This is a genomic window from Viridibacillus sp. NPDC093762 (assembly GCF_050279675.1).
In the GTDB taxonomy this organism is placed as follows: domain Bacteria; phylum Bacillota; class Bacilli; order Bacillales_A; family Planococcaceae; genus Viridibacillus.
In genome coordinates this window covers 744,427-764,969 of sequence record NZ_JBNNUK010000001.1, presented here as the reverse complement: position 1 = coordinate 764,969, position 20,543 = coordinate 744,427, and the positions used below count along the sequence as shown (strand labels likewise).

General features: G+C 33.8%; 21 protein-coding genes and 1 pseudogene. 7 read left to right on the top strand and 15 right to left on the bottom strand.

Annotated elements, in window-relative coordinates:
* The first annotated feature begins 143 nt into the window (after positions 1-143).
* Positions 144-926 (top strand): enoyl-ACP reductase FabI, encoded by a 783-nt coding sequence (locus ACQKM9_RS03745; RefSeq protein WP_427732734.1) that lies wholly within the window; start codon positions 144-146, stop codon positions 924-926.
* Between the two features lie 95 nt (positions 927-1,021).
* Here ACQKM9_RS03745 and ACQKM9_RS03740 read toward each other — a convergent pair whose 3' ends face one another.
* From ACQKM9_RS03740 to ACQKM9_RS03730, 3 genes are read right to left on the bottom strand one after another with little or no spacing between them, the layout of a single operon-like run.
* Complete coding sequence (locus ACQKM9_RS03740) at positions 1,022-1,294, bottom strand: hypothetical protein (protein WP_427732732.1); 273 nt, start codon at positions 1,292-1,294, stop codon at positions 1,022-1,024.
* A gap of 18 nt (positions 1,295-1,312) precedes the next feature.
* Positions 1,313-1,843 (bottom strand): AAA family ATPase, encoded by a 531-nt coding sequence (locus ACQKM9_RS03735; protein WP_427732730.1) that lies wholly within the window; start codon positions 1,841-1,843, stop codon positions 1,313-1,315.
* 19 nt (positions 1,844-1,862) lie between these two features.
* Complete coding sequence (locus ACQKM9_RS03730) at positions 1,863-2,342, bottom strand: tetratricopeptide repeat protein (RefSeq protein ID WP_427732729.1); 480 nt, start codon at positions 2,340-2,342, stop codon at positions 1,863-1,865.
* Positions 2,343-3,210: 868 nt separating this feature from the next.
* Between ACQKM9_RS03730 and ACQKM9_RS03725 the strand changes: the two genes are divergently transcribed.
* The gene (locus ACQKM9_RS03725) at positions 3,211-3,429 is read left to right on the top strand and encodes a hypothetical protein (protein WP_427732728.1); all 219 of its coding nucleotides are present in this window, start codon (positions 3,211-3,213) and stop codon (positions 3,427-3,429) included.
* Positions 3,430-3,604: 175 nt separating this feature from the next.
* Here the strand turns inward: ACQKM9_RS03725 and ACQKM9_RS03720 are convergent, their stop codons facing one another.
* Positions 3,605-3,949, bottom strand: a complete 345-nt coding sequence (locus ACQKM9_RS03720) for a cupin domain-containing protein (RefSeq protein ID WP_427732726.1) — start codon at positions 3,947-3,949, stop codon at positions 3,605-3,607.
* Between the two features lie 676 nt (positions 3,950-4,625).
* Complete coding sequence (locus ACQKM9_RS03715; RefSeq protein ID WP_427732724.1) at positions 4,626-5,018, bottom strand: class I SAM-dependent methyltransferase; 393 nt, start codon at positions 5,016-5,018, stop codon at positions 4,626-4,628.
* On the opposite strand from ACQKM9_RS03715, the pseudogene ACQKM9_RS03710 reads away from it, so the two are divergent.
* A pseudogene (locus tag ACQKM9_RS03710) lies at positions 4,991-5,829 on the top strand (tyrosine-type recombinase/integrase). The gene ACQKM9_RS03715 and the pseudogene ACQKM9_RS03710 sit on opposite strands and share 28 nt — an antisense overlap.
* A 178-nt stretch (positions 5,830-6,007) precedes the next feature.
* On the top strand, positions 6,008-6,241 hold the full coding sequence (locus ACQKM9_RS03705) for a hypothetical protein (RefSeq protein WP_427732722.1): 234 nt from the start codon (positions 6,008-6,010) through the stop codon (positions 6,239-6,241).
* A gap of 105 nt (positions 6,242-6,346) precedes the next feature.
* Here ACQKM9_RS03705 and ACQKM9_RS03700 read toward each other — a convergent pair whose 3' ends face one another.
* A complete protein-coding gene (locus ACQKM9_RS03700; RefSeq protein WP_427732720.1) occupies positions 6,347-6,991 on the bottom strand; it encodes a hypothetical protein in 645 nt (214 codons plus the stop codon).
* A 543-nt stretch (positions 6,992-7,534) separates the two neighbouring features.
* Between ACQKM9_RS03700 and ACQKM9_RS03695 the strand changes: the two genes are divergently transcribed.
* A complete protein-coding gene (locus tag ACQKM9_RS03695; RefSeq protein WP_427732718.1) occupies positions 7,535-9,811 on the top strand; it encodes a leucine-rich repeat protein in 2,277 nt (758 codons plus the stop codon).
* A gap of 439 nt (positions 9,812-10,250) precedes the next feature.
* Here the strand turns inward: ACQKM9_RS03695 and ACQKM9_RS03690 are convergent, their stop codons facing one another.
* From ACQKM9_RS03690 to ACQKM9_RS03660, 7 genes are all read right to left on the bottom strand, one after another.
* On the bottom strand, positions 10,251-10,943 hold the full coding sequence (locus tag ACQKM9_RS03690; RefSeq protein WP_427732716.1) for an AIM24 family protein: 693 nt from the start codon (positions 10,941-10,943) through the stop codon (positions 10,251-10,253).
* Positions 10,944-11,022: 79 nt separating this feature from the next.
* Positions 11,023-11,229 (bottom strand): DinB family protein, encoded by a 207-nt coding sequence (locus ACQKM9_RS03685; RefSeq protein ID WP_427732819.1) that lies wholly within the window; start codon positions 11,227-11,229, stop codon positions 11,023-11,025.
* 100 nt (positions 11,230-11,329) lie between these two features.
* Positions 11,330-11,470, bottom strand: coding sequence for a hypothetical protein (locus ACQKM9_RS03680; protein ID WP_427732715.1), 141 nt, complete (start codon positions 11,468-11,470; stop codon positions 11,330-11,332).
* 513 nt (positions 11,471-11,983) lie between these two features.
* Positions 11,984-13,654 (bottom strand): acyl-CoA dehydrogenase family protein, encoded by a 1,671-nt coding sequence (locus ACQKM9_RS03675; RefSeq protein WP_427732714.1) that lies wholly within the window; start codon positions 13,652-13,654, stop codon positions 11,984-11,986.
* Positions 13,651-15,156 carry a class I adenylate-forming enzyme family protein gene (locus tag ACQKM9_RS03670; RefSeq protein ID WP_427732713.1) on the bottom strand — a complete coding sequence of 502 codons (1,506 nt, stop codon included), beginning with the start codon at positions 15,154-15,156 and terminating at the stop codon, positions 13,651-13,653. Before ACQKM9_RS03670 ends, ACQKM9_RS03675 begins: the two co-directional genes overlap by 4 nt.
* On the bottom strand, positions 15,149-15,538 hold the full coding sequence (locus tag ACQKM9_RS03665) for a MerR family transcriptional regulator (RefSeq protein ID WP_427732711.1): 390 nt from the start codon (positions 15,536-15,538) through the stop codon (positions 15,149-15,151). The genes ACQKM9_RS03670 and ACQKM9_RS03665 overlap by 8 nt, the downstream gene beginning before the upstream one ends.
* A gap of 157 nt (positions 15,539-15,695) precedes the next feature.
* The gene (locus ACQKM9_RS03660) at positions 15,696-16,724 is read right to left on the bottom strand and encodes an NAD(P)H-dependent flavin oxidoreductase (RefSeq protein ID WP_427732709.1); all 1,029 of its coding nucleotides are present in this window, start codon (positions 16,722-16,724) and stop codon (positions 15,696-15,698) included.
* 451 nt (positions 16,725-17,175) lie between these two features.
* On the opposite strand from ACQKM9_RS03660, the gene ACQKM9_RS03655 reads away from it, so the two are divergent.
* Both ACQKM9_RS03655 and ACQKM9_RS03650 read left to right on the top strand, forming a co-directional pair.
* Positions 17,176-17,949 (top strand): GNAT family N-acetyltransferase, encoded by a 774-nt coding sequence (locus ACQKM9_RS03655; protein WP_427732708.1) that lies wholly within the window; start codon positions 17,176-17,178, stop codon positions 17,947-17,949.
* Positions 17,950-18,001: 52 nt separating this feature from the next.
* Positions 18,002-18,217 (top strand): DUF3006 domain-containing protein, encoded by a 216-nt coding sequence (locus ACQKM9_RS03650; RefSeq protein ID WP_427732706.1) that lies wholly within the window; start codon positions 18,002-18,004, stop codon positions 18,215-18,217.
* Positions 18,218-18,597: 380 nt separating this feature from the next.
* On the opposite strand, the gene ACQKM9_RS03645 is transcribed toward ACQKM9_RS03650, so the two are convergent.
* Complete coding sequence (locus tag ACQKM9_RS03645; protein ID WP_427732704.1) at positions 18,598-19,566, bottom strand: ABC transporter ATP-binding protein; 969 nt, start codon at positions 19,564-19,566, stop codon at positions 18,598-18,600.
* Positions 19,559-20,542: an ABC transporter ATP-binding protein gene (locus ACQKM9_RS03640; protein WP_427732702.1), complete on the bottom strand. Its 984-nt coding sequence runs from the start codon at positions 20,540-20,542 to the stop codon at positions 19,559-19,561. Before ACQKM9_RS03640 ends, ACQKM9_RS03645 begins: the two co-directional genes overlap by 8 nt.
* Position 20,543: the final 1 nt, after the last annotated feature.

Below are 20,543 nucleotides of genomic sequence, written 5' to 3'. Positions count from 1 at the left end.
GCTATACTTACTATATATTGGAATGGTTTGATTGTCAACTACATGGTTATACAAAGTAGCTAAATCACTAGTTGCATTAACCGCTAATTTAGGGTAAAATTTTAGTATCAGGTACTAATAGTAACTATATACAGGAGGCTATTATGGAGAACTTACTACAATTAAAAGATAAAAATATCGTCGTAATGGGCGTGGCAAATGATCGTAGCATTGCATGGGGAATCTCTAAATCTCTTTTCGAGGTTGGCGCTAACGTCATCTTTACATATCGAAAAGAACGCTCTTTAATGAAATTGGAAAAGTTAATGGCAGGTTATGAAGACCAAGAGGCTACTTTCATCCAATGTGATGTGAATAGTGATGAAAGTATTAAAGCTGCTTTCGATACAATTGGTGCTAAAGTTGGTACAATTCATGGTATCGTACATTCAGTTGCATTTGCAAACGCAGAGGATTTAAAAAACCGTTTCCTTGAAACTTCACGTGATGGCTATGCTTTTGCACAGGACACAAGTGCCTATTCACTAATTGCAGCTGCAAAAGCTGCACATCCTTATATGACTGAAGGCGGTTCAATTGTAACAATGAGTTATCTTGGAGCTGAACGTGTCTTAGAAGGTTACAATGTTATGGGTGTAGCTAAAGCTGCTCTAGAAGCATCTGTAAGATATTTAGCAGCAGATATCGGTGCTGATAATATTCGTGTTAATGCAATTTCAGCTGGTGCGATTAAAACTTTAGCAGCAAAAGGCGTACCTTCATTCAACAAAATTTTAAACCGTATTGAAGAAAGCGCACCGTTAAAACGTAATGTTACACAAGCTGAAGTAGCTGATATGACAATTGTTATGCTGAGTCATTTATCTCGTGGCGTCACTGGCGAAACGATTTATATTGATGGTGGCTATAATATTATGGGAATTTAATAATATTACGCACTCTTAGGGGTGCGTTTTTTTCGTTATTAACGTTAGTTACTTTTCTATCCTGTCAAAATAGTCAGTACTTCCCCTCAAATAATTTATGCGCCAAAACCGCGAATGAAAACTAACACAAGGATCAAAACATAACCAAGAACAGCAATAGTACCCATACCAAAATACTTTACGGGTCCATTTTCTTTGGATTTTACTCCTTTAATTCCAAACCAAAAACTTGCTATCCAAGAAGCAATCCATAGGAAAAAATATTGATTTAAAATGCCCTCCATACTTAATGTGCTCAAATAGAACAACAAAATCCCTACTATGCATAATACAACCGACAGTACAGCATATCTCCCATTTAAAATCATTTAGATTTCTCCTAGGATTTAACAATGATCATTCTGGATATAATCGATTACCTCGTCAATGTAAGATTCTAAAGGTAACGAAGTATCTACTTTTAAACATTTTATCATTTCTGGTTTTTTACTATTTTGAATCGTATATAAAAAATCCGCTTTTGAATTTATAGAAGCGATCTGACTCATCTTACGATTTTTTGAAGCTAACCGATGATTAATTTCTTCAAAATCATTTAGTAAGCACTCCACATATTTATAAGTTACATTATGCTTTTTCTGTAGTGAAAGTCCTCTATCAATCATTTCATCATATAAGCATGGACTATCAAAAATCACACTATTACCTAGTCCAAGATAATAATCGATTAGCTGCCAATCCATTTCATAAGAAATAGAACCTGATGTTTTTCTATCTAATATTTCTGTACAACTTGCTAATAAGGCTGATTTGATAATGTCATGATCTACTATAATCGCACCAGTACGCTTTGCAATAGCTTGCGCAAGTGTGGATTTACCTGATCCAGGAAATCCAGACATTTGAATGAAAAACACTGTTCTATAACTCCTTTCACTACCAAACTAAGTGAAGTTTATCTTTATAAAAATGAATAGCGCGCTCGTATTCTTTAATACTTTCATCTTTAGTAGACGAGATAATCACATCAAGTAATTGTCCAATAGAATCTTCGTGCTTTTTCAAATTGAACAAAGTCATCGCGTAGAATACTTGGAGCGCTTTAAAATCCGGATATTTTGTGATACCTTCTTGCAATACTTTTTCTGACTTCTGATACTCTCCAATTGTTCGATACGTGCTACCTAAACCTAGATAAGCATTAGGTTCATCTTGATTATTTAATCCTAGTAAAATAGCTTTTTCATAGTAAGGTATGGCTTCATTTTCAAGACCTAGAACATCTAAGCTCCAAGCAGTTTGATAATTTACTAATCCGTCTTCCGGGTAATCCCGATGAATATCCATCATTAATTGATTAGAATCTCTTAATAAATTTTTCGCTCGTAGTTTTAAAACCTTTTCTAGTCTCTGCATAAATCGGCTCACTCCCTAATATACGATGGACTAATAACCCATTTTCTAACTCTATAAAGATTACATTTATTAGTACCTCTTCCGTTTTGCCACATGCTCTAATTTCTTTGTACAACTTACACAATGAAAGTTTTTTGCTTTTCTCTCTTTATATAGCTTGTAATGCTTCGTGCCTTCTATCAATTTATAAGGTTCTTTACACAAACCACAGACCACTTCATAATATATCACCATCGTTTATAGCCCCTCTCCATATCAATTTTTTTGATTTCTTCGCCAAACATTCAATTTAAATAGCAACCAGCTTTCATCAACTCTTCTTTTAACTGTCCGGATCTAATCCAAAAAACTATCTGATATGATTCCAAATATATCTAATCTATTTATTTCATCTAAGGCCTCCATATTGATGGCCACCCAAATGCTTAAAAAGATTACTGTTTAATAAAAACATATATTAGGAATTATCCACAGCATCCTTTTCACTTTTTTGTCCATAAAAACCCCCTTTTCACTTCTCCCTAACATCTATACATCATTATCCTATATATTCAAAATAATTACATCTAAATATAAAAAAGACTAACTAATTTCAGCTAGTCTTTTTCCTTTTATCAAACATGTAATTCATAAAAATAATAGAATGAACATGTTCAACATACTTTTAATAAACAATTAGGGTATAAGTTAAGAGAAATGTTATTGGCATTATATACTTACATTCCCTAAACTTAACAGGCTAACCTAGCATGATAACTTCCATATGTTCTTCAGTAAATTTGATATCTGTTGCCAGTGAATATGCCGATGAATTTATCTTTGAAATAACAAAAAGGTTAGTTATTTATCTAATTATCAATTATCTTTAATGACTCAATATGAAAGATATTTATCAGGATTAGACCTAGACGGATCTAAAGAAGACAAGGCAACCTTTTCACTGTTAGAATTAAAAATCGATGATGAACATTTTGAAAATTTCCAGCAAGAATTAAATAGTTTAATGCTCAAGTATTACAATAAAAAAATTAACATCCAAAATATCCCTACACGTATAGTCGCAGTAACAATTATTCCAAAATCTTAGCCTTAGAATATGGTTAGGACTACACCACAATTAAGTAAAAATAATGAAAAGGTATAGTTGCTCCCATTTGATACCCCTTCCATACAATTATTAGTAAAACATGTTTTATAAATACAAAATAGGCATATAAAAAGGACTAGCTGATTTTCTAGGCTAGTCCTTTTATTATTAATTTTCATTTCATCTTGAAAATACTCAAATCGTCCATCCTTTTTAATGTGAGCATGTCAGACTTTCTCAATTCATCACTCTCTATAACCATCACTTGCATACCACATTCACTAGTAGTTTCATGCCATTCACCCTTGTCCCAAAACACGACATCACCGGGACCTACCGTTTTTCCGCCTTCTTTACCAGCAACATTGCCTGTTCCGTTTAATACTATAAGCACTTGATTCGTTACTGTTTGATGGTTACCTATCACACCATTCTCTTCTAGAGTCATTAAACTAATATTCGTTGCTGTTGAAGTTTGGCAAATATGCGATAGTTGAAAATCCGAATCAAACACATTCATCTGCCTTTTAGATATATTAAATATTTGCAATTACTCTCACCCCAAAATGTTTAATATCTATTATTTCAATTGAACTTCACAATTCCAAATTCTTTTCATGGCTACTCAAAATACTTCTTTGCAATTGTAATAAAACTAATGAAAGAACTACTGCATTAATAGCATAAAAAATAGAATAGACAACGGACTCTTTCTTTTCGTAAACCTCGAAAATCGGCAAAATATTAGGAACTACTAATAAAAATATTGTAACGACAGATGAATAAAAGATACTTTTGTGTTTAAAAATCCCAATAAAGCTTGAAATGAACACAATCAGTAGAGCGAAATAATGATAGTAAGGAATAACAGACACATATTCTCTCCTCTATAATGTTATTTGTTACTAATAAAATATAAACACTTCACTTACATGATTCACTAACTTTCTTACATACAAAAATCATTGAATAACTATCATTTGTTATTAGGTTTTCTTGCCAATCTTGATATATTTGAATAACTTCAAACCCATGATTAGCAAACATTCGTTCCATCTCCTTTGAGTAAACATATCTTAATGTAATATTAGTACTCACTTCATTTACTATATGATTTGTTTCATCCTTATATTTTCGAATTGTTGTATAATATTGCAATTGATTGAGCGCGTCATATTTAGCAATTGTAGATACATCTACTTTATATTGCGTTTCACTATCAATATATGTATACCAGAATTCTTCTGTTTCTGGCTATAGTAATATTCTTCAGCGCTTGGAAATCTCGTATTAAAGATGAGAATACCGTTCTGAAAAAGATGTCTATTAACCGAAGATAATAAACCATCTTGATCTTCATTCTTTAGAAAATGTTGAAAAGAATTCCCAACAGAGAATGCAAAGTCGGTTTTAAAATTTAATTCTAACTTCGTACAGTCTTGCTGTATCCATTCTATTGGTAACTTCAATTTACTGGATTTCTTCTTCGCTTCATTTAGCATACCTTCATGTGAATCAATCCCTACTATCTTATGACCACTCTTTTTAGGAGGTAGAAACAATGCTACTGTCAAAAGCATGGGAAGCATTTGAATCTGACAAACGAATTGAAGGCTTTTCCCCACTGACATTGAAAGCTTATCGACTCCAAGCCTCGTTGCTAATTAAATATTTTAAGGATATAGAAATAACAAATATAGAAACAAATCTACTGAAAGAATATCTTTCGGTTTCAGGGAAACATTTAAAACCATCTAGCCTTTCACATAGAATTCGCTTTATGAAGTCTTTGTTTCGGTGGTCTCATGAAGAGGGTTACCTACAGATGAATCCCGCCTCCAAAATTAAAGAGCCTAAAGTGGGAAAACGAATACCAAAGTATTTATCTGAAAAGGAAATTGAACTTCTTCGTGAAGCTTGTCATACAGAAATGGAAAAAGCGATGCTTGAGTTTATGTTCTCTACAGGTTGCCGAATAGGGGAAATTATTTCGTTGGAAAAGAACGACATTAATTGGTCCAATCGATCTGCGATAGTAAGAGGAAAAGGTGATAAGGAGAGGGAAGTTTATTTTAATATAAGGAGCGAATATGGCTTAAACGCTATATTGATAATCGAAATGACACTGATCCAGCCATCTTCGTGACTGAAAGACATCCTTATAGAATGAGCGTCGCCCAAATGAGATATATCATCAAGCGAATCTCAAATCGTGCAAGAATTAATAAAGAGATACATCCACATCAACTCAGACATAGTTACGCCACTCATTTATTAAACAATGGTGCACCTATTGAAGTTATTCAAAGTCTGATGGGACATGAGAAAAGCGAAACCACTCGGGTTTATGCTCAATTAAGCGGGAGACATAGAAAAGAGTTTTATCAAAAGTACTTTTAAATAATAAAGGGCAACGTCTATATGACGCTGCCCTTTTTACTAATGCACCCGTTAGTTTAATTACATTTTTTCACAATCTTTATAGTGATTACACTTACAGAAGAATTTCCCCTAAGCAATATATATAGGAAAGATGCTCTTAATTAAACTTGTTAATTTTCAATTTTACTATGTAAAAATGAGTAACAAAGAAAAAAATATTAAACTTAGAAATGATAATATAATAAGAAAATTTTTTTGGAATTTGAATGGAATAATTTTAACTAAGCCTAATAGAAAATTAATGAAAGGGTTTCCACCACTAATTGTCCATGATGGTCCTGTCCCTCTTGCAGCTCCTTTTTTAGTCCATTTGAAACTTAGGATAATTGAAAATATTGATCCAATAATAAGACAAATTAATAATATATAATAACACTTCATTTATAATTTCCTTGCATATCTAATGGCATATTTTTTCCCAGAATTATTTTAAATCTCATTATTCCAATAAAGCCCCCGTTAGTTGAATAACTATTTACTTAAATTCATTTGCAAATGCACCATTTTCGTAATGCAATAAATATCTTTTATCATTAACTACATTATGGTAATCAATTTCTAAAAAATATGTTACTTTACTTAGAACGTCATAAAAGAAAGGAACAAACTCCAAATCTTTAAAAACATAAACTTCTATTTGTTCATCATTATTTCTATATGCTTCAAATATACGATGGTTTCCATTGATACAATAAGGTTTGTTGTTGGTTAAATACCGACTCTGAAGTACCATTACAGGATTTTTATGATTGGGTTTTATTCGGTTTGGGTCTTTATTTATGTTACCTTGGTCAACAGCTTCAATTATATTCGATGGAGAAGTCTTTATGGGTTTAATGTTTTTTTCTTTAATAAATGTAGTAGCCCCGTCTATGTCTAAGGCATACTCAAATACCCCAGTCGTGAACTCTGCATATAACGAGAATGTCTCCTGACCAATTGGATGTATCACTGGGTAAGTTTCATCTCCAAGATTTTGGTTTAAAATATCAGTCCATTTTGAGGCAACTTCAGCCCCATAGCTGGATTCTTTCCGCATTACTTGAATGCGTGAAATAAAGTGTTTAAAAGGTTTGAATTCCTGAGACTCTTTTTCGTATAATTCTATTTTACTTACCATTTAATATCCCCTTTGCTACTTTTATATCAAAAATCAAATTCACTTTTTTAGATTTCTAATAATAACTACCGTTTATACACCCCACTATTTTTTAAAGACATTTTATTTCCTTCTATGTAAAACAATTATTTTCCTTCTTCAATTAAACTGCCCCGTTAGTTCAATAAAGAAAAAAGAGCTGCATATGAACTCAATGATCTTCAAGTAAAGCACCCCGTTAGTTTAAGTACAATTTTTCACAATGTCGTTATAACAAATATACTAACTTGTATCCACCTCAAATAAAATACAACAATATGTTCAATAATGATCTTAGGAAATACACTCTAATCCCCTTAACTCTTTAAACTAATTATTCTACTAACTAATTTAATTCAAGTATATCGTTTTATGAGTTAATAGTAATAGGTATGTATATATACTAATGGTTTTTAACCTAATTTTAACTTTTGTCTGGTAAAATATATATTAGGTGTGAATTTTTTGAATTTGGCAAAAAATCTAAATTCAATAAAGTCGAATTACATAGGAGGAAGAATGTTAATGCGTATAAACAAGATAATGATTTCTTTTTTATTGTTGCTTTCTTTTCTGCCATTTTCAGGTGGAGAAGTAAAAGCAGCACAGGAGGCGGATTTTGAATACAGTGAGTCCAATGGGGAGGTTACGATTACTAAGTATAATGGTTCCGCTAAAAATGTAAACATTCCTGATAAATTGGGTGGTAATACTGTAACGAGTATTGGAACATATGCATTTGCTAATAATCAACTAACGAGTGTTAGCATTTCTGATAGTGTAACGAGTATTGGATCATATGCATTTGCTTATAATCAACTAACGAGTGTTAGCATTCCTAATAGTGTAACGAGTATTGAATCATATGCATTTGCTAATAATCAACTAACGAGTGTGAGCATTCCTGATAGTGTAACGAGTATTGGATCATATGCATTTGCTTATAATCAACTAACGAGTGTGAGCATTCCTAATAGTGTAACGAGTATTGGATCATATGCATTTGCTTATAATCAACTAACGAGTGTTAGCATTCCTGATAGTGTAACGAGTATTGGATCAAATGCATTTTATTATAATCAACTGACGAGTGTTAGCATTCCAAAAAGCGTAACAGACATAGGAATATTTGCATTTGCTAATAATCAACTAACGAGTGTTAGCATTCCTGATAGTGTAAAGGTCATAGAACATGCTGCATTTTCTTATAATCAACTAACGAGTGTTAGCATTCCTAATAGTGTAACGAGTATTGGAACATTTGCATTTTATTATAATCAACTAACGAGTGTTAGCATTCCTGATAGTGTAACGAGTATTGGAACATATGCATTTGCTAATAATCTACTAACGAGTGTTAGCATTCCTGATAGTGTAACGAGTATTGGAACATTAGCATTTGCTTATAATCAACTAACGAGTGTAATCATTCCAAAAAGCGTAACAAACATAGAAAATGCTGCATTTGCTTATAATCCACAAGAGTTCACCATTATCGGTTATGATCCTTCAGAAGCAAAAAGGTATGCCGATAGTACGGGCAATAATTTCATAAAAACAAACTATAAAGTTATCTATTTAGGTAATGGTCATACAAGTGGCAGTGAACCAGGAGATCCTAAAGAATATGACTATCATGAAAAACTCACTATAAAATCAAACGGTAATATACAGAAAGTAGGTTATACATTTACTGGTTGGAACAGCAAACCAGACGGTAAAGGAACAGACTTTAAGGAAGGAACACTAGTGCAACCTGAAGGAGATATAACGTTGTATGCAATGTGGCAGCTAGATAAATATTTAGTAAAGTTTGAGACTAGCGGAGGTACAGCGATTTCGAATGAAGAGGTAGATCTAGGTAAGAAGATTACTGAACCACAAGCACCAACGAAGTCAGGATATATCTTTGAAGGCTGGTATATAGATGATGCATTTTCAACAAAATGGAATTTTACAACGGATCAAGTAACAAAAGATACGACTTTATATGCGAAATGGTTGTATAACAATCCCGGACCAAATAACCCAGGGGTAGAACCACCAAAACCAGAAGAAAAGGATCCTGTAACCGCACCAAAACTTTCTGAAGTAAGTGATAAAGATACTTCTATAAGTGGTACAACTGAAGCCGGTGCATTGGTGACAATAAAGGCTGATGACAAAGTTATTGGCACAGTCATAGCAGACAATAACGGTATATTCAGTATTCGGATTTCAAAACAAAAAGCAGGCACAATTATTACTGCCTTTGCAAAATTAGAAGGCAAACCATCAAGTGAAATTGAGATGGTAAGAGTGTTAGACAAAACACCACCAAAATTAACTGTTAAGCAAATTAGTGACAAGAGCACGACAATTAGCGGAACGACCGAGGCGAATACGGAAGTTAGATTGTATATAAAGGGAAATTTAAAGCAAACAACAACAGCCAATGCCAAAGGTATATATACTTTCAAAATCGGTAAGCAAAAGTCAGGTGTAACAGTAACGATTGTCGCTATAGATAAGGCTAGCAATAAAAAATCACAAACGATTAAAGTACTAGATAAAACAGATCCAGCTAAACCTATAGTAAATAAAGTAGGTACCGAAGATAAGAAAGTAACAGGGAAAACAGAAAAAAATGCGTTCGTATATATCTATAAAGGGAAAATAAAAATAAGTACATCAAAAGCAAACGCAAAAGGTCGCTTTAGCGTGAAAATCAGTAAGCAAAAAGTCGGAACTAAGCTAATAATATACGCAAAAGACAAAGCTAATAATAAAAGTAAATCAACATCTGTCATTGTAAAGAAATAATCAAATAAAAAGAAGAGAAGGAATAGTTCTTTCTCTTCTTTTTTGTCAAATGCGACATAACACCTCGATGGCTCTTATTCAACTAAACTGCCCCGTTAGTTTAAGTACATTTCTTCACAATCTTTATAGTGATATTAACATAAATATCCAACTAAAAAATCATCTCACCTCTAAAAATCTATAGAGGTGAGATGATTTTAATCAAACTTTTTTATAAAGCTACAACAAACTCCAAAGGAGTAAAATGGTGCAACTTTTTTACAAACAGTATAACTTTATTTAAAACGGTATATCTTTTTTATAAACGGTACGACTTTATTTTAAATCAACAGTAGCGCCTAAGATTAAGAATGGAAGTGAACCGTAACTATTGTTTGCTGAAATGAATTGTGTCAAAAAGATAAGTAGAATGAAAGGATATTTATTCGCTTGAAAGCCTTTAACTCTGTGTTTGCATATAAACTTCTTCATACGGCTGAACAATGACAAAACCGTCTCCTTCAAACCTCATTTGAATCGATTCTCCACTACCTCTTCCAATAAAGGTTTTTAGTGAAATATCCGTTTGAAATTCAGGTTGTAGGTTTCCCGACCACGCTACAGTTGCATTTGGATCTGTAATAACTGGTTTTCCTGGTGTTACACGTAATGTGAGTGGTTCATAATGGGTTGTAATGGCAATCATACCCGTTCCTTCGCACCGAACATTAAACAAACCACCTGCCATCATACCTGCTACTTTTCTCATAAGCTTGATATTGTGATTGATAGATGGTTCGAATGCAAGTAGGTCATTTCCATTTACATAAATTGCTTCGTTCTGTAAATATAAAATAATGATTTTTTTTCCACTGTCAGCAAGATACAACTTTCCTTGACCATTTGCTTTCATGAGCGTAGCACCTTCACCAGTCAAAGCCTTTTTAAACATAGCTCCAATGCCATGCTCTAAAATACCCTCCCGCTCAAATTTAATCCTTCCATGATAAGCGACCATAGAACCTGCCTTGGCCCAAACGAGTCCATCAAGGTTCACTTCTAACAAACGCGGTGTCTCTAATTCAAAAAAACCTTCTCCTTTATCCTCTTGCTCTGTATTTTTAATAAACTCAGTTATCGAATATTTATTCATTCTATACACCCTTTCATATTTAACTATACATATGCTGCCTATATAAACTTGATGTTGAACAAGACTAATATGAAAACATCTATCTCACAAATGTAATAAAGTCAACATTAATTGGCTCAATACCCTTTTCTCGAAGTAGTGAGTTAATCTGTCCTCGATGATACTGCCCATGCAATACTACATGTGTTAAAATATCCCTTACTGAATTCTTACATTCTTTTCCTTTACTATTTTTGTAGGAAATTAATTTATCTAGGTCAGTATTTGCTAGATTAGTAAGAAACATAGTTAAGGTCTCTTCATTTTGCCTAACAAGTTCTGCACAGACTTCTATTTCGACATCTGACCAGATAGGCAGTTGTGAACTGTCCAATCCTTGTAATTAGTTATCCATACTTTTCTGCTAATAGAATATGGGAAAATAAACCGCATACGTCTTGATTTTCATCTCCAATACTTTGTAATGTTTCAAGAATACGCTGATTAGCCCAATTTAAATGCTCATACATCTTTTGAATAGTTTTCAATGAGAATCACACCACCAATGATTAAATTTTCAATTGGATTTACCCTTTTAAAAATGAATTTCACTCCAACTTAACATTATCATATAATCCCATTTATTCCAGAGATAATAAAACTGCTGTACACTTACCTTTAAACAAGAGCTATTTCAAACCATTCAACACTCATTTCTTTTCCTCCTACAAAAATTCACTTTTAACAAATCAATATATAGTACCTCTAAGGAGAATATGAATGTATTTGTAAGTTATTAATTTTTTAATGCTGTTATTAACTGTTTAGTTAGTATTGTTAGAGAAGTCACACTTAATTTTGAGAGTAGCTCTATCTCTTCAAATTTAAATACAAAAAAATCTCCCTTCTCGTAAAAAGAAGTAAATGACTAAGTTCGGCATTTTGACAATTGCCCACAATTTAATAAAAATAGGGAAAAACGAAAAAATCCCCAAAGAAAAACAGTACGTTTTTCTTTGGGGATTTTATTTTTGGGGCCATATTAGACAGACCCACTTCCTTTATACAATCTCTTCAAAATATTGTACTGTTTTCATCGGGTCCCCTATTTCCCTTAAAGACCACACCTCATCTAAATACACTTCAGCAAGTTTCTCATATCGTCTACCATGTTTTACTGCCCATTCGATCGCTATTACACTTTCATAAACATGCGCCATTTTCTTTGCTAATTTTTTTGCCTCAAAGCTTTGTAAATCGGCATCTAAACCCGCGAATTTAGAAAGTTCTTCTGTTAATAATTTTAGCTGATTAACGACAATTTGTTTTTGCTCACTGTTTGCAATTTGCTGTAGGCGTTTTTGCATAACATCCGTGAAAACAATATGTGCTGAGTATTTATTTACTAGACGGATTAATTCTAATCCTAGAATATTCGCAGTTCCTTCCCAAACCGTAAGAACTTGCGCATCACGTAATAATCTTGGTGTCACAAAATCCTCAATATAGCCATTTCCACCATGCATTTCGATTGCTTCATGCGCAAAATGAATTGCTTGCTCAGCTGTTTCCTTTTTCATAATAGCGATATACAAGCGATTCAATATCACTTCTTGTTCCGTGGCTTCACCCGCTGTCACTTTGTCATAAAGTCCAATCAAATCAAATACGGTTGCTACTTCCACATGAAGTGTTGCTGCAAGCTTACTTAATGTATCTCGCACCATTGGAAAATCGGCCAATCTCTTGCCAAATGCATTTCTACGGGTTGCATAGTCTTTTGCCTCAAGTAATGCTCTGCGCATAATACCAATAGATGCAACCGCATTACAAATCCGTGAGAGATTTAAAGCTTCCATCATATAGTAAAATCCTCTAGTAGGATCTCCAACAACATAAGCTTCAGCTCCATCAAATTCTACTTCACCTGAAGGTACTGCCCTAACACCTAGTTTATCTTTCAGACGACGCACCCGTAAATGATTGACTTCGCCGTTGTCCTTTCGCCAAGGTACTGCAAATAATGTTAATCCTCTCGAACCTCCTGGTGCCTCTTCAATACGTGCAAGTACCATAGCAACTCCGCACATTCCTGCGTTCGATGCGAAATATTTTTCACCATATAATCGGAAGTTGTTGCCTTCTTTTATTGCTTTTACAACATTGGCACCAACGTCTGAACCGCCTTGTCTTTCTGTTAAAAACGTAGCCCCTTCAAATAAGGGACCTTCCCCTGTAGAACAAACTGGTGTTAAAAAACGCTCTTTTAATGCTTCATCTGCATAATGGTCTAATAAATAAGCTGTAGCCATAGTTAAAGTTACAGGACAATAAAAGCCCGGCTCAGCATGGGATAATAAATAGCCTTGAGCAAAGCTATATGTGTAATTTCCTTTCACTCCAAGAGCTGGAATTTCCTTATGCACATAGCCCACAATCCCTGTATCATAAGTTTCCTGTATCGTTTTTTTATAGCCATCATTAACCCATACTTCAGAAACTTCTTCACCATATTTATCATAGCGTTTCAATTTTGGTTCGCCTTCACGATCAGTATGTTTTGCACGTAAGTCGATGTCGTTCGCACATAATTCACCAAAAATAGATAATTCCCGGTTAGCATAATCTAAAAAATCTGCATCTAATGATTTTTCTAGTATAAGTTGTAAAGTTTGATTATCATGAAAGAAGTTTCGGTCAGTTTGCTCAGTTACACCTTGTAATACTTTCATTGAACTACACCTACATTTCTTAGAGGCTGTTTCAATATTTTACCTGACGCATTTCTTGGTAAGGATTCGACTTGCTCAAATAGTCTCGGCACTTTAAATTTCGCTAAATGCTCAGTTAAATAAGACTTTAACTCCTCTACATCCACTTGTTCAGTTGAAGCAAATACAGCTTTTACAGTTTCCCCCCATTCAGGATGAGGAACTCCTACTACTGCAACTTCATGAATACTAGCATATTGCAATAATTGTTCTTCAATCTCTTTTGGATAAATATTAACCCCTCCTGAAATAATTAAATCTTTTTTTCTATCAACAACCCAAATGTACCCGTCTTCATCAAATCTAGCTAAGTCACCAGTTTTCAACCAGTCACCTATAAATGCTGCTTTAGTTGCCTCTTCATTCTTATAGTAACCTAGCATATTACCTTCACCTAATAGAACAATTTCACCTACTTCTCCAACTGCTACATCCTCACCATTATCGTTAACTATGCGCAATTCGGTATGGAGTGGTGCACGGTGCCCTATGCTCCCTGCCTTATTTTCATGTTCATGTGCCAATAAAATCGAACCACTTGGCCCTGCTTCTGTTAAACCATATACACATACCAAATTGTCAGTTTTAAAAGCGCGTTGTATGAACTCTACTTCTTTTTTAGATACTGGGGCACCACCATATACCCACCATTTCATTGAAGAAAGGTCAGCATCACTTAACTTTGGATTTTGTGCTGTTAATAGATATGCAACCGGTGCTCCAAAGAAATGCGTTGTCTTCTCTTCAACAACCGTATCGATGAAAAGATCTGGTGTGAAAGTTGGTGTTAATACAGCGGTTGCTCCAACAATCATTCCAGCCATTAAAAATAAGTGTAAGGGAGCAGAGTGACTAAGTGGCATCATAAGGAGTAACCTGCTCTCTGGCTTCATCTCCATTTCTACACAGATCATCTGGGCAACTGTTAATATATTTCGATAACTGAATAGTACCCCTTTTGGATTACCAGTCGTACCAGAAGTATAGAGAATAGTTGATTCATCATCTTCTTTTAACGAACAATTTATTTCGTTATCTTTACCAGTAGCTACTAATTGCTCGAAGCTTAACCATCCATCTTCTTCAGCACCTGTTTTAATTAGTAAACCTAGATTTTGTAGCTTTTTGACTACAGGAAATAAAAGTTCATGCGCAATGAAAGCGGTTGCATCCGAATGTTCAACAATATATTCCACTTCTTTTGTTGAAAACTTTGCATTGATTGGTACAATTACAGCTCCTAGACGTTGTACTGCAAAATAGCTAATCATAAATTCAACAACATTCGGCATAAATAAGACAACTTTATCTCCCTGTTTAATTTGCTTCTCTTGTAAAGCATTAGCAAATTGATTAACTAGTTGATTTAACTCTTTGAAATTGACTCGCTTGCCTTGACTCACAACAGCTTCCACATGTGGATACTTTCTTGCATTGCGCGTTAATAATTGTGAACTATTCAATATCACTGCCCCCTTTTAAAATATTTAATTTTTCAGTAAAATCAAGATGCAGAGTTTCCAATTCATCTCGAATTTCCTGTAACTCCCTCATTTTCTCATCAATTTCAGCCATTTTTAATTTTCCAAATGCAACTGTTCTTTCAAGTTGTTTCTTCCCTGTTCTATCCTTGTCAAATAGTAAAACCATTTCTTTGATTTCGTCGAGTGAAAACCCGTATCTCTTACCTCTGAAAATCAGCTTTAGCTTTGCATAATCCGAATTTGTGTACATTCTTTTTTTTGCATCTGTCCGTTGTGGAGACAATAAACCGAGTTCCTCGTAATAGCGAATGGTCCGTGTCGTTACTTTGAATTCTTTTGCGATATCTGTAATTGTCCTCAATAGCGTCACCATCCTAACAAGAACTTAGAAGCAGTATATCATTGACGTTAACGTAAAGTTCAACCATTAACTGATCTAGTTTTCTATGAAAATACAATAATTCATTAAACGAAAGGCGCACTACAAAAAATGTAGGACGCCTAATAATTAATCTAAATCAATAATCTTCACTTATAAAATGATGCACAATATCCGCAACCGTCCCTGGCTTTGCTAAATATAAATTTTCTCCAGCCCACATTGATAGATATTCCATTTTACCCTGTTGGCCGGCTACTTTACGTAATTCCTTTGTTAAATCATTTTGAACTGGATAAGGAGCAATCGGTTGGTCAGCCATGTAAGTCATAAAATCATTTACGATCCCTCTTGCAGCTTTCCCTGAAAAAGCGGTTGTCAAAGCTGTAACATCTTTTTCTGATTGTAAAATCGCTTCTTTATGTAGTGGATGTGCGCCACTTTCTTTAGTTGCTAGTAGCGCGGTACCAATCTGAATAGCTGCTGCTCCTTCATCAAGAAAATCAAGCATATGCTGTTTTGTCATAATACCCCCAGCAGTAATAATGGGTATCTTTATTTTGCCGATTGTATTTTTAAGTAACTCCATTGTTGGATTTAATATAAGAGGCTCTAAAAACGTCCCACGATGACCACCTGCTTCTCCACCTTGTAAAACAACAGCGTCTAATCCTGCTTGTTCAACCGCAATTACTTCCTCTACAGTCGTAGCAGTACCAATGCAATAAACCTCATGTTTATGTAAATAGGATATTGTTTCTTGATCTGGTATTCCAAAAGTAAAAGAGCAAATTTTCACGCCCTCATCAACGACAACTTTTACCTGTTCCGCGAACTCACTGGAAGATAATACTACCTTTTCTCCCGACAACCCAAGTTCTTGTTGAAATGGCTTTAATGCCTCATACGCTTGTGCAATTTGTTCTTCAGTAGTATCAACCTGTTCAGGTACAAATAAATTTACTGAGAAAGATTTGTCAGTCAAAGATTTTACTTCTAGAATACAATTTCTAGTCGCTTCTGCAGTTAAATATCCAGCACCAATAGAACCTAAAATACCTGCATTTGCACATGCTGCTACAAATTCAGGCGTCGTCACTCCAGCCATCGGTGCTTGCACGATTGGTTTATCTATCCCTAAAATATTTTGAACAAACAAAGACTCCATTACTGACTCCCCTTTTTCTCACTTATTACAAACGCACCTAATATCGTCAGCGCTAATCCCCCCCAAGATAACGCTTCACTATACTCTATATTACGAAAGAAAAATTTCCCTGCTATAGTAAGTATACCAAGGAATAATATAATGGATCCTACTATATTGCGATTCATATTATCACATTCTTTCTGTATGGCGTTCCATTAAATTTATTATAACGAACTGCCAATACTTTATCATTTATATATCCTTTACAATTCTCTGCTAAAATTACATTTTATTATTCATTTTCTCTACAATTTGAGTTAAAAAGACAATACGTATATAAATTTATTTTTCTAAAATGTAGTTGTAATCATCATGCGAAAAAATAAATTAGTTATCGTAAATGGAAAAATAATGATAATATTGATAAAAAGGGTTATTTAAAATATTTTGTGAGGAAAGTAGGAATTGAATGATTTATGAAGCTGATATCAATGTAAGAAAAAAATTAGTACCAATGTTCGAAAATATGGATAGTACTATTATTCTTTCATGTCTGCAAGGACATATGGGTACTGCTTGGGTAGACGATCTTGAAAATCCAAAAGTAGCACAAATAACGGTGGGGATTTTTGTATTTTATGCTGGAAATCCGAATACCAAGGAAGCTGAAGAACTATTATTTAATCTACCTGATTATACACTTGCAATTGTTAATTCTGATGAGTGGAAAATGCTACTTGAAAAACTACATAATGGATCTATAGAAAAATTCCAACGATATAGATTTGAAAAAGTTCCTGAACATCTAGATGTGCGCTATATAAAGAACTTATTATCTATACTACCTAAAGGTTATGAGCTAAAAAAAATAGATGAGACCATCGTGAATGAACCATCTCTTCATGAACTTTCTGAAGACTTTGTAAGTCAGTTTAATTCTATAGAAGACTTTATAGATAGAGGGGTAGGTTTTGCAATTTTAAATGAAGGGAAAGCTGTATGTGGGGCCACATCATTTAGTATTTATGATGAAGGCATTGAAATTGAAGTTGCTACACACCCTGATCATACTAGAAAAGGCTTAGCAACCATAACAGCTTCTGCCTTGATATTAGATTGTCTTAACAGAGGAATATATCCTAGTTGGGATGGTGCTAATATAGAATCTGTTAAATTAGCTCAAAAGCTCGGATATATTTTTAAAGAGTCTTATGATACTTACTTTATCGATTATAAAAAATAAGCCTTAAAGTTATTTTGTTTGTTTTTACTCTATTTTTAAGGAGTGACTCAGCATGAAAAAAGGAATCATTGATCGTTTTGAAGGGGGCATTGCTGTTGTTGAATTTCAAAATGGTATGAAAGATTTTTTTCTTACTCAATTACCTAAAGGTGTTCAAATAGGAGATGTATTACTGTTTGAAAATGGAGAGATAACAATTGATTCAGAAGAAAAAAAACAATTGGGTAGAGAAGTAGCTGATTTGATGGATGAATTGTTTCGGGATTAATCTATATTTCAATTCCAAGAAAATTCATTTGGAACAATAGTTTTCCACATTACATTTTCCCTCATCTTTCTTTTTCTACATTGCTAATTAGCAGGTTTTGATTTTATTACACTCAAGATACAACCTTTGGTGTAATAAGAAGGGTTAAATTTGAAAAGTTTAATTTCAATGGAGATATTTAGTGATACGTTTCCCAGTAATAGTTTATATTTTGTCTATTTAAAAGTATAACATGGCTCCATTTTCTAATATTTTTAATTGGTTTGTCGTTTCATTCCCTTGATATTTTATACAATATAATAGGAAAAAATAATAACTCCCATTTGATTTGTCCAAATAGGGGCTATTATTTTTCCATTTTCTATATTTAGCTAAAATATTTATTTGTTATACAAGTGACAGGCAACAAAATGATTGCTTTCTACTTCTTTAAGTTGAGGTTTTATAGTTTTGCATGATTCCATTACAAGTGGACATCTAGTATGGAACACACAACCTTTTGGTGGATCTGCTGGACTAGGAATATCGCCCTTTAATATAATTCTTTCTTTTTTCATTTTTGGGTTTGGAACAGGTATAGCTGATAATAGGGCTTGTGTATAAGGGTGTAATGGTTCCTTATATAAGCTTTGTTTATCTGCTAATTCTACTATATTCCCTAAATACATTACCGCAATACGGTCACTTATATGTTCTACAACACTTAAATCATGTGCAATAAAAAGATATGTCAGGTTAAAACTCTTTTGTAAATCTTTCATTAAGTTTAATATTTGTGATTGAATCGATACATCCAAAGCTGAAACAGGCTCATCTGCTACAATTAGCTTTGGGTTGAGTGCAAGTGCCCTAGCTATACCAATCCTTTGTCTCTGTCCTCCACTAAATTCATGTGGGTATCTGTCAGCATGATAGGTATTTAATCCAACAACTTTTAATAACTCTGTTACTTTAGCATCTATGTCTTTTCTGTTATAGCCATGAATGATGAAAGGTTCACGTAAAATTTCTCTAACTTTCATGCCTGGATTTAATGAGGCGTAAGGATCTTGAAATATCATTTGAAATTCTTTTCGTAAATGACGAATGTCACTTTGTGGCATTTTCACAATATCTGTACCCTCGAAGAATACTTCCCCCTCCGTAGGTTCCAATAATTGCATAATCATCTTACCTGTTGTAGATTTTCCACAACCACTCTCTCCTACTATTCCTAAAGTCTCACCTTTAAATATAAAGAAATCAACACCATCTACTGCTTTAACAACGCTTTTTTTCCCTTTCAGAATACCTTTGTTTTGTACAAAATGCTTTTTAAGATTCTTTACTTCTAATAAGATGTCAGTCATTCTTTTCCACCTCGCTTAACCAGCAGCGACAAGAATGATTTTCTTGCACTACATTTAGCATTGGGGCCTCCGTCAAACACCGTTTTATTACAAAACTGCATCGCGGAGCAAATCTACATCCTGTTGGCATATTTTCAGGAGTTGGTACATTACCAGGAATAGAATCTAGCTTATCAGTATAGTTTCCTAGTTTTGGTATAGAATTAATCAATCCCTTAGTATAAGGGTGTTGTGGATTTTCAAATAGTTCTAAAACAGTTGCCTCTTCTACAATTTGTCCAGCATACATTACAATGACTCGATCGCACATTTCTGCAACAACACCTAAATCATGCGTAATCATCAAAATTGAGGTATCACTATTTTTTCTTAAATCTCTCATTAAATCTAAAATTTGCGCTTGAATCGTCACATCAAGAGCTGTAGTAGGTTCATCAGCGATTAATAGCTTAGGTACACAAGACATTGCCATGGCAATCATAACTCTTTGCCTCATACCACCTGAAAGTTGATAAGGGTATTCATTTAAAATGTCTTTTGCCCTTGGTATTCCTACTACCTCTAACATTTCCAAAGCGCGTGCTTTTGCAGCTGCCTTATCCAACTTCAAGTGTAGACGAATACCTTCTTCTATTTGTCTACCAATTTTGTATACTGGATTTAATGAGGTCATAGGTTCTTGGAATATCATTGCGATTTGGTTTCCACGTAACGCTTGCATTTCTTTCTCTGATAAATTCAACAAATTTTGATCTAGAAATGTAATTTCACCCCCAACAATCTTCCCCGGGGTATTTTTAAGTAAACGCATAATGGATAAGGAAGTCACACTTTTACCACAGCCAGATTCGCCTACAATACCTAGTGTTTCAGCATTATTAATATAAAAAGAAACATTATCAACAGCTTTAACAGTTGCATCGTCACTGATAAAATGCGTTTCTAAATCTGTAACCTCAAGTAATTTACTAACCATC

Excerpts from the sequence above, each read along its gene's own strand:
- ACQKM9_RS03745 (WP_427732734.1), top strand. The coding sequence starts at position 144 with ATGGAGAACTTACTACAATTAAAAGATAAAAATATCGTCGTAATGGGC.
- ACQKM9_RS03740 (WP_427732732.1), bottom strand. The coding sequence starts at position 1,294 with ATGATTTTAAATGGGAGATATGCTGTACTGTCGGTTGTATTATGCATA.
- ACQKM9_RS03730 (WP_427732729.1), bottom strand. The coding sequence starts at position 2,342 with ATGCAGAGACTAGAAAAGGTTTTAAAACTACGAGCGAAAAATTTATTA.
- ACQKM9_RS03725 (WP_427732728.1), top strand. The coding sequence starts at position 3,211 with ATGACTCAATATGAAAGATATTTATCAGGATTAGACCTAGACGGATCT.
- ACQKM9_RS03720 (WP_427732726.1), bottom strand. The coding sequence starts at position 3,949 with ATGAATGTGTTTGATTCGGATTTTCAACTATCGCATATTTGCCAAACT.
- ACQKM9_RS03715 (WP_427732724.1), bottom strand. The coding sequence starts at position 5,018 with ATGCTTCCCATGCTTTTGACAGTAGCATTGTTTCTACCTCCTAAAAAG.
- ACQKM9_RS03705 (WP_427732722.1), top strand. The coding sequence starts at position 6,008 with ATGAGTAACAAAGAAAAAAATATTAAACTTAGAAATGATAATATAATA.
- ACQKM9_RS03700 (WP_427732720.1), bottom strand. The coding sequence starts at position 6,991 with ATGGTAAGTAAAATAGAATTATACGAAAAAGAGTCTCAGGAATTCAAA.
- ACQKM9_RS03695 (WP_427732718.1), top strand. The coding sequence starts at position 7,535 with ATGCGTATAAACAAGATAATGATTTCTTTTTTATTGTTGCTTTCTTTT.
- ACQKM9_RS03690 (WP_427732716.1), bottom strand. The coding sequence starts at position 10,943 with ATGAATAAATATTCGATAACTGAGTTTATTAAAAATACAGAGCAAGAG.
- ACQKM9_RS03685 (WP_427732819.1), bottom strand. The coding sequence starts at position 11,229 with ATGTTTCTTACTAATCTAGCAAATACTGACCTAGATAAATTAATTTCC.
- ACQKM9_RS03675 (WP_427732714.1), bottom strand. The coding sequence starts at position 13,654 with ATGAAAGTATTACAAGGTGTAACTGAGCAAACTGACCGAAACTTCTTT.
- ACQKM9_RS03660 (WP_427732709.1), bottom strand. The coding sequence starts at position 16,724 with ATGGAGTCTTTGTTTGTTCAAAATATTTTAGGGATAGATAAACCAATC.
- ACQKM9_RS03655 (WP_427732708.1), top strand. The coding sequence starts at position 17,176 with ATGATTTATGAAGCTGATATCAATGTAAGAAAAAAATTAGTACCAATG.
- ACQKM9_RS03650 (WP_427732706.1), top strand. The coding sequence starts at position 18,002 with ATGAAAAAAGGAATCATTGATCGTTTTGAAGGGGGCATTGCTGTTGTT.
- ACQKM9_RS03645 (WP_427732704.1), bottom strand. The coding sequence starts at position 19,566 with ATGACTGACATCTTATTAGAAGTAAAGAATCTTAAAAAGCATTTTGTA.
- ACQKM9_RS03640 (WP_427732702.1), bottom strand. The coding sequence starts at position 20,542 with ATGGTTAGTAAATTACTTGAGGTTACAGATTTAGAAACGCATTTTATC.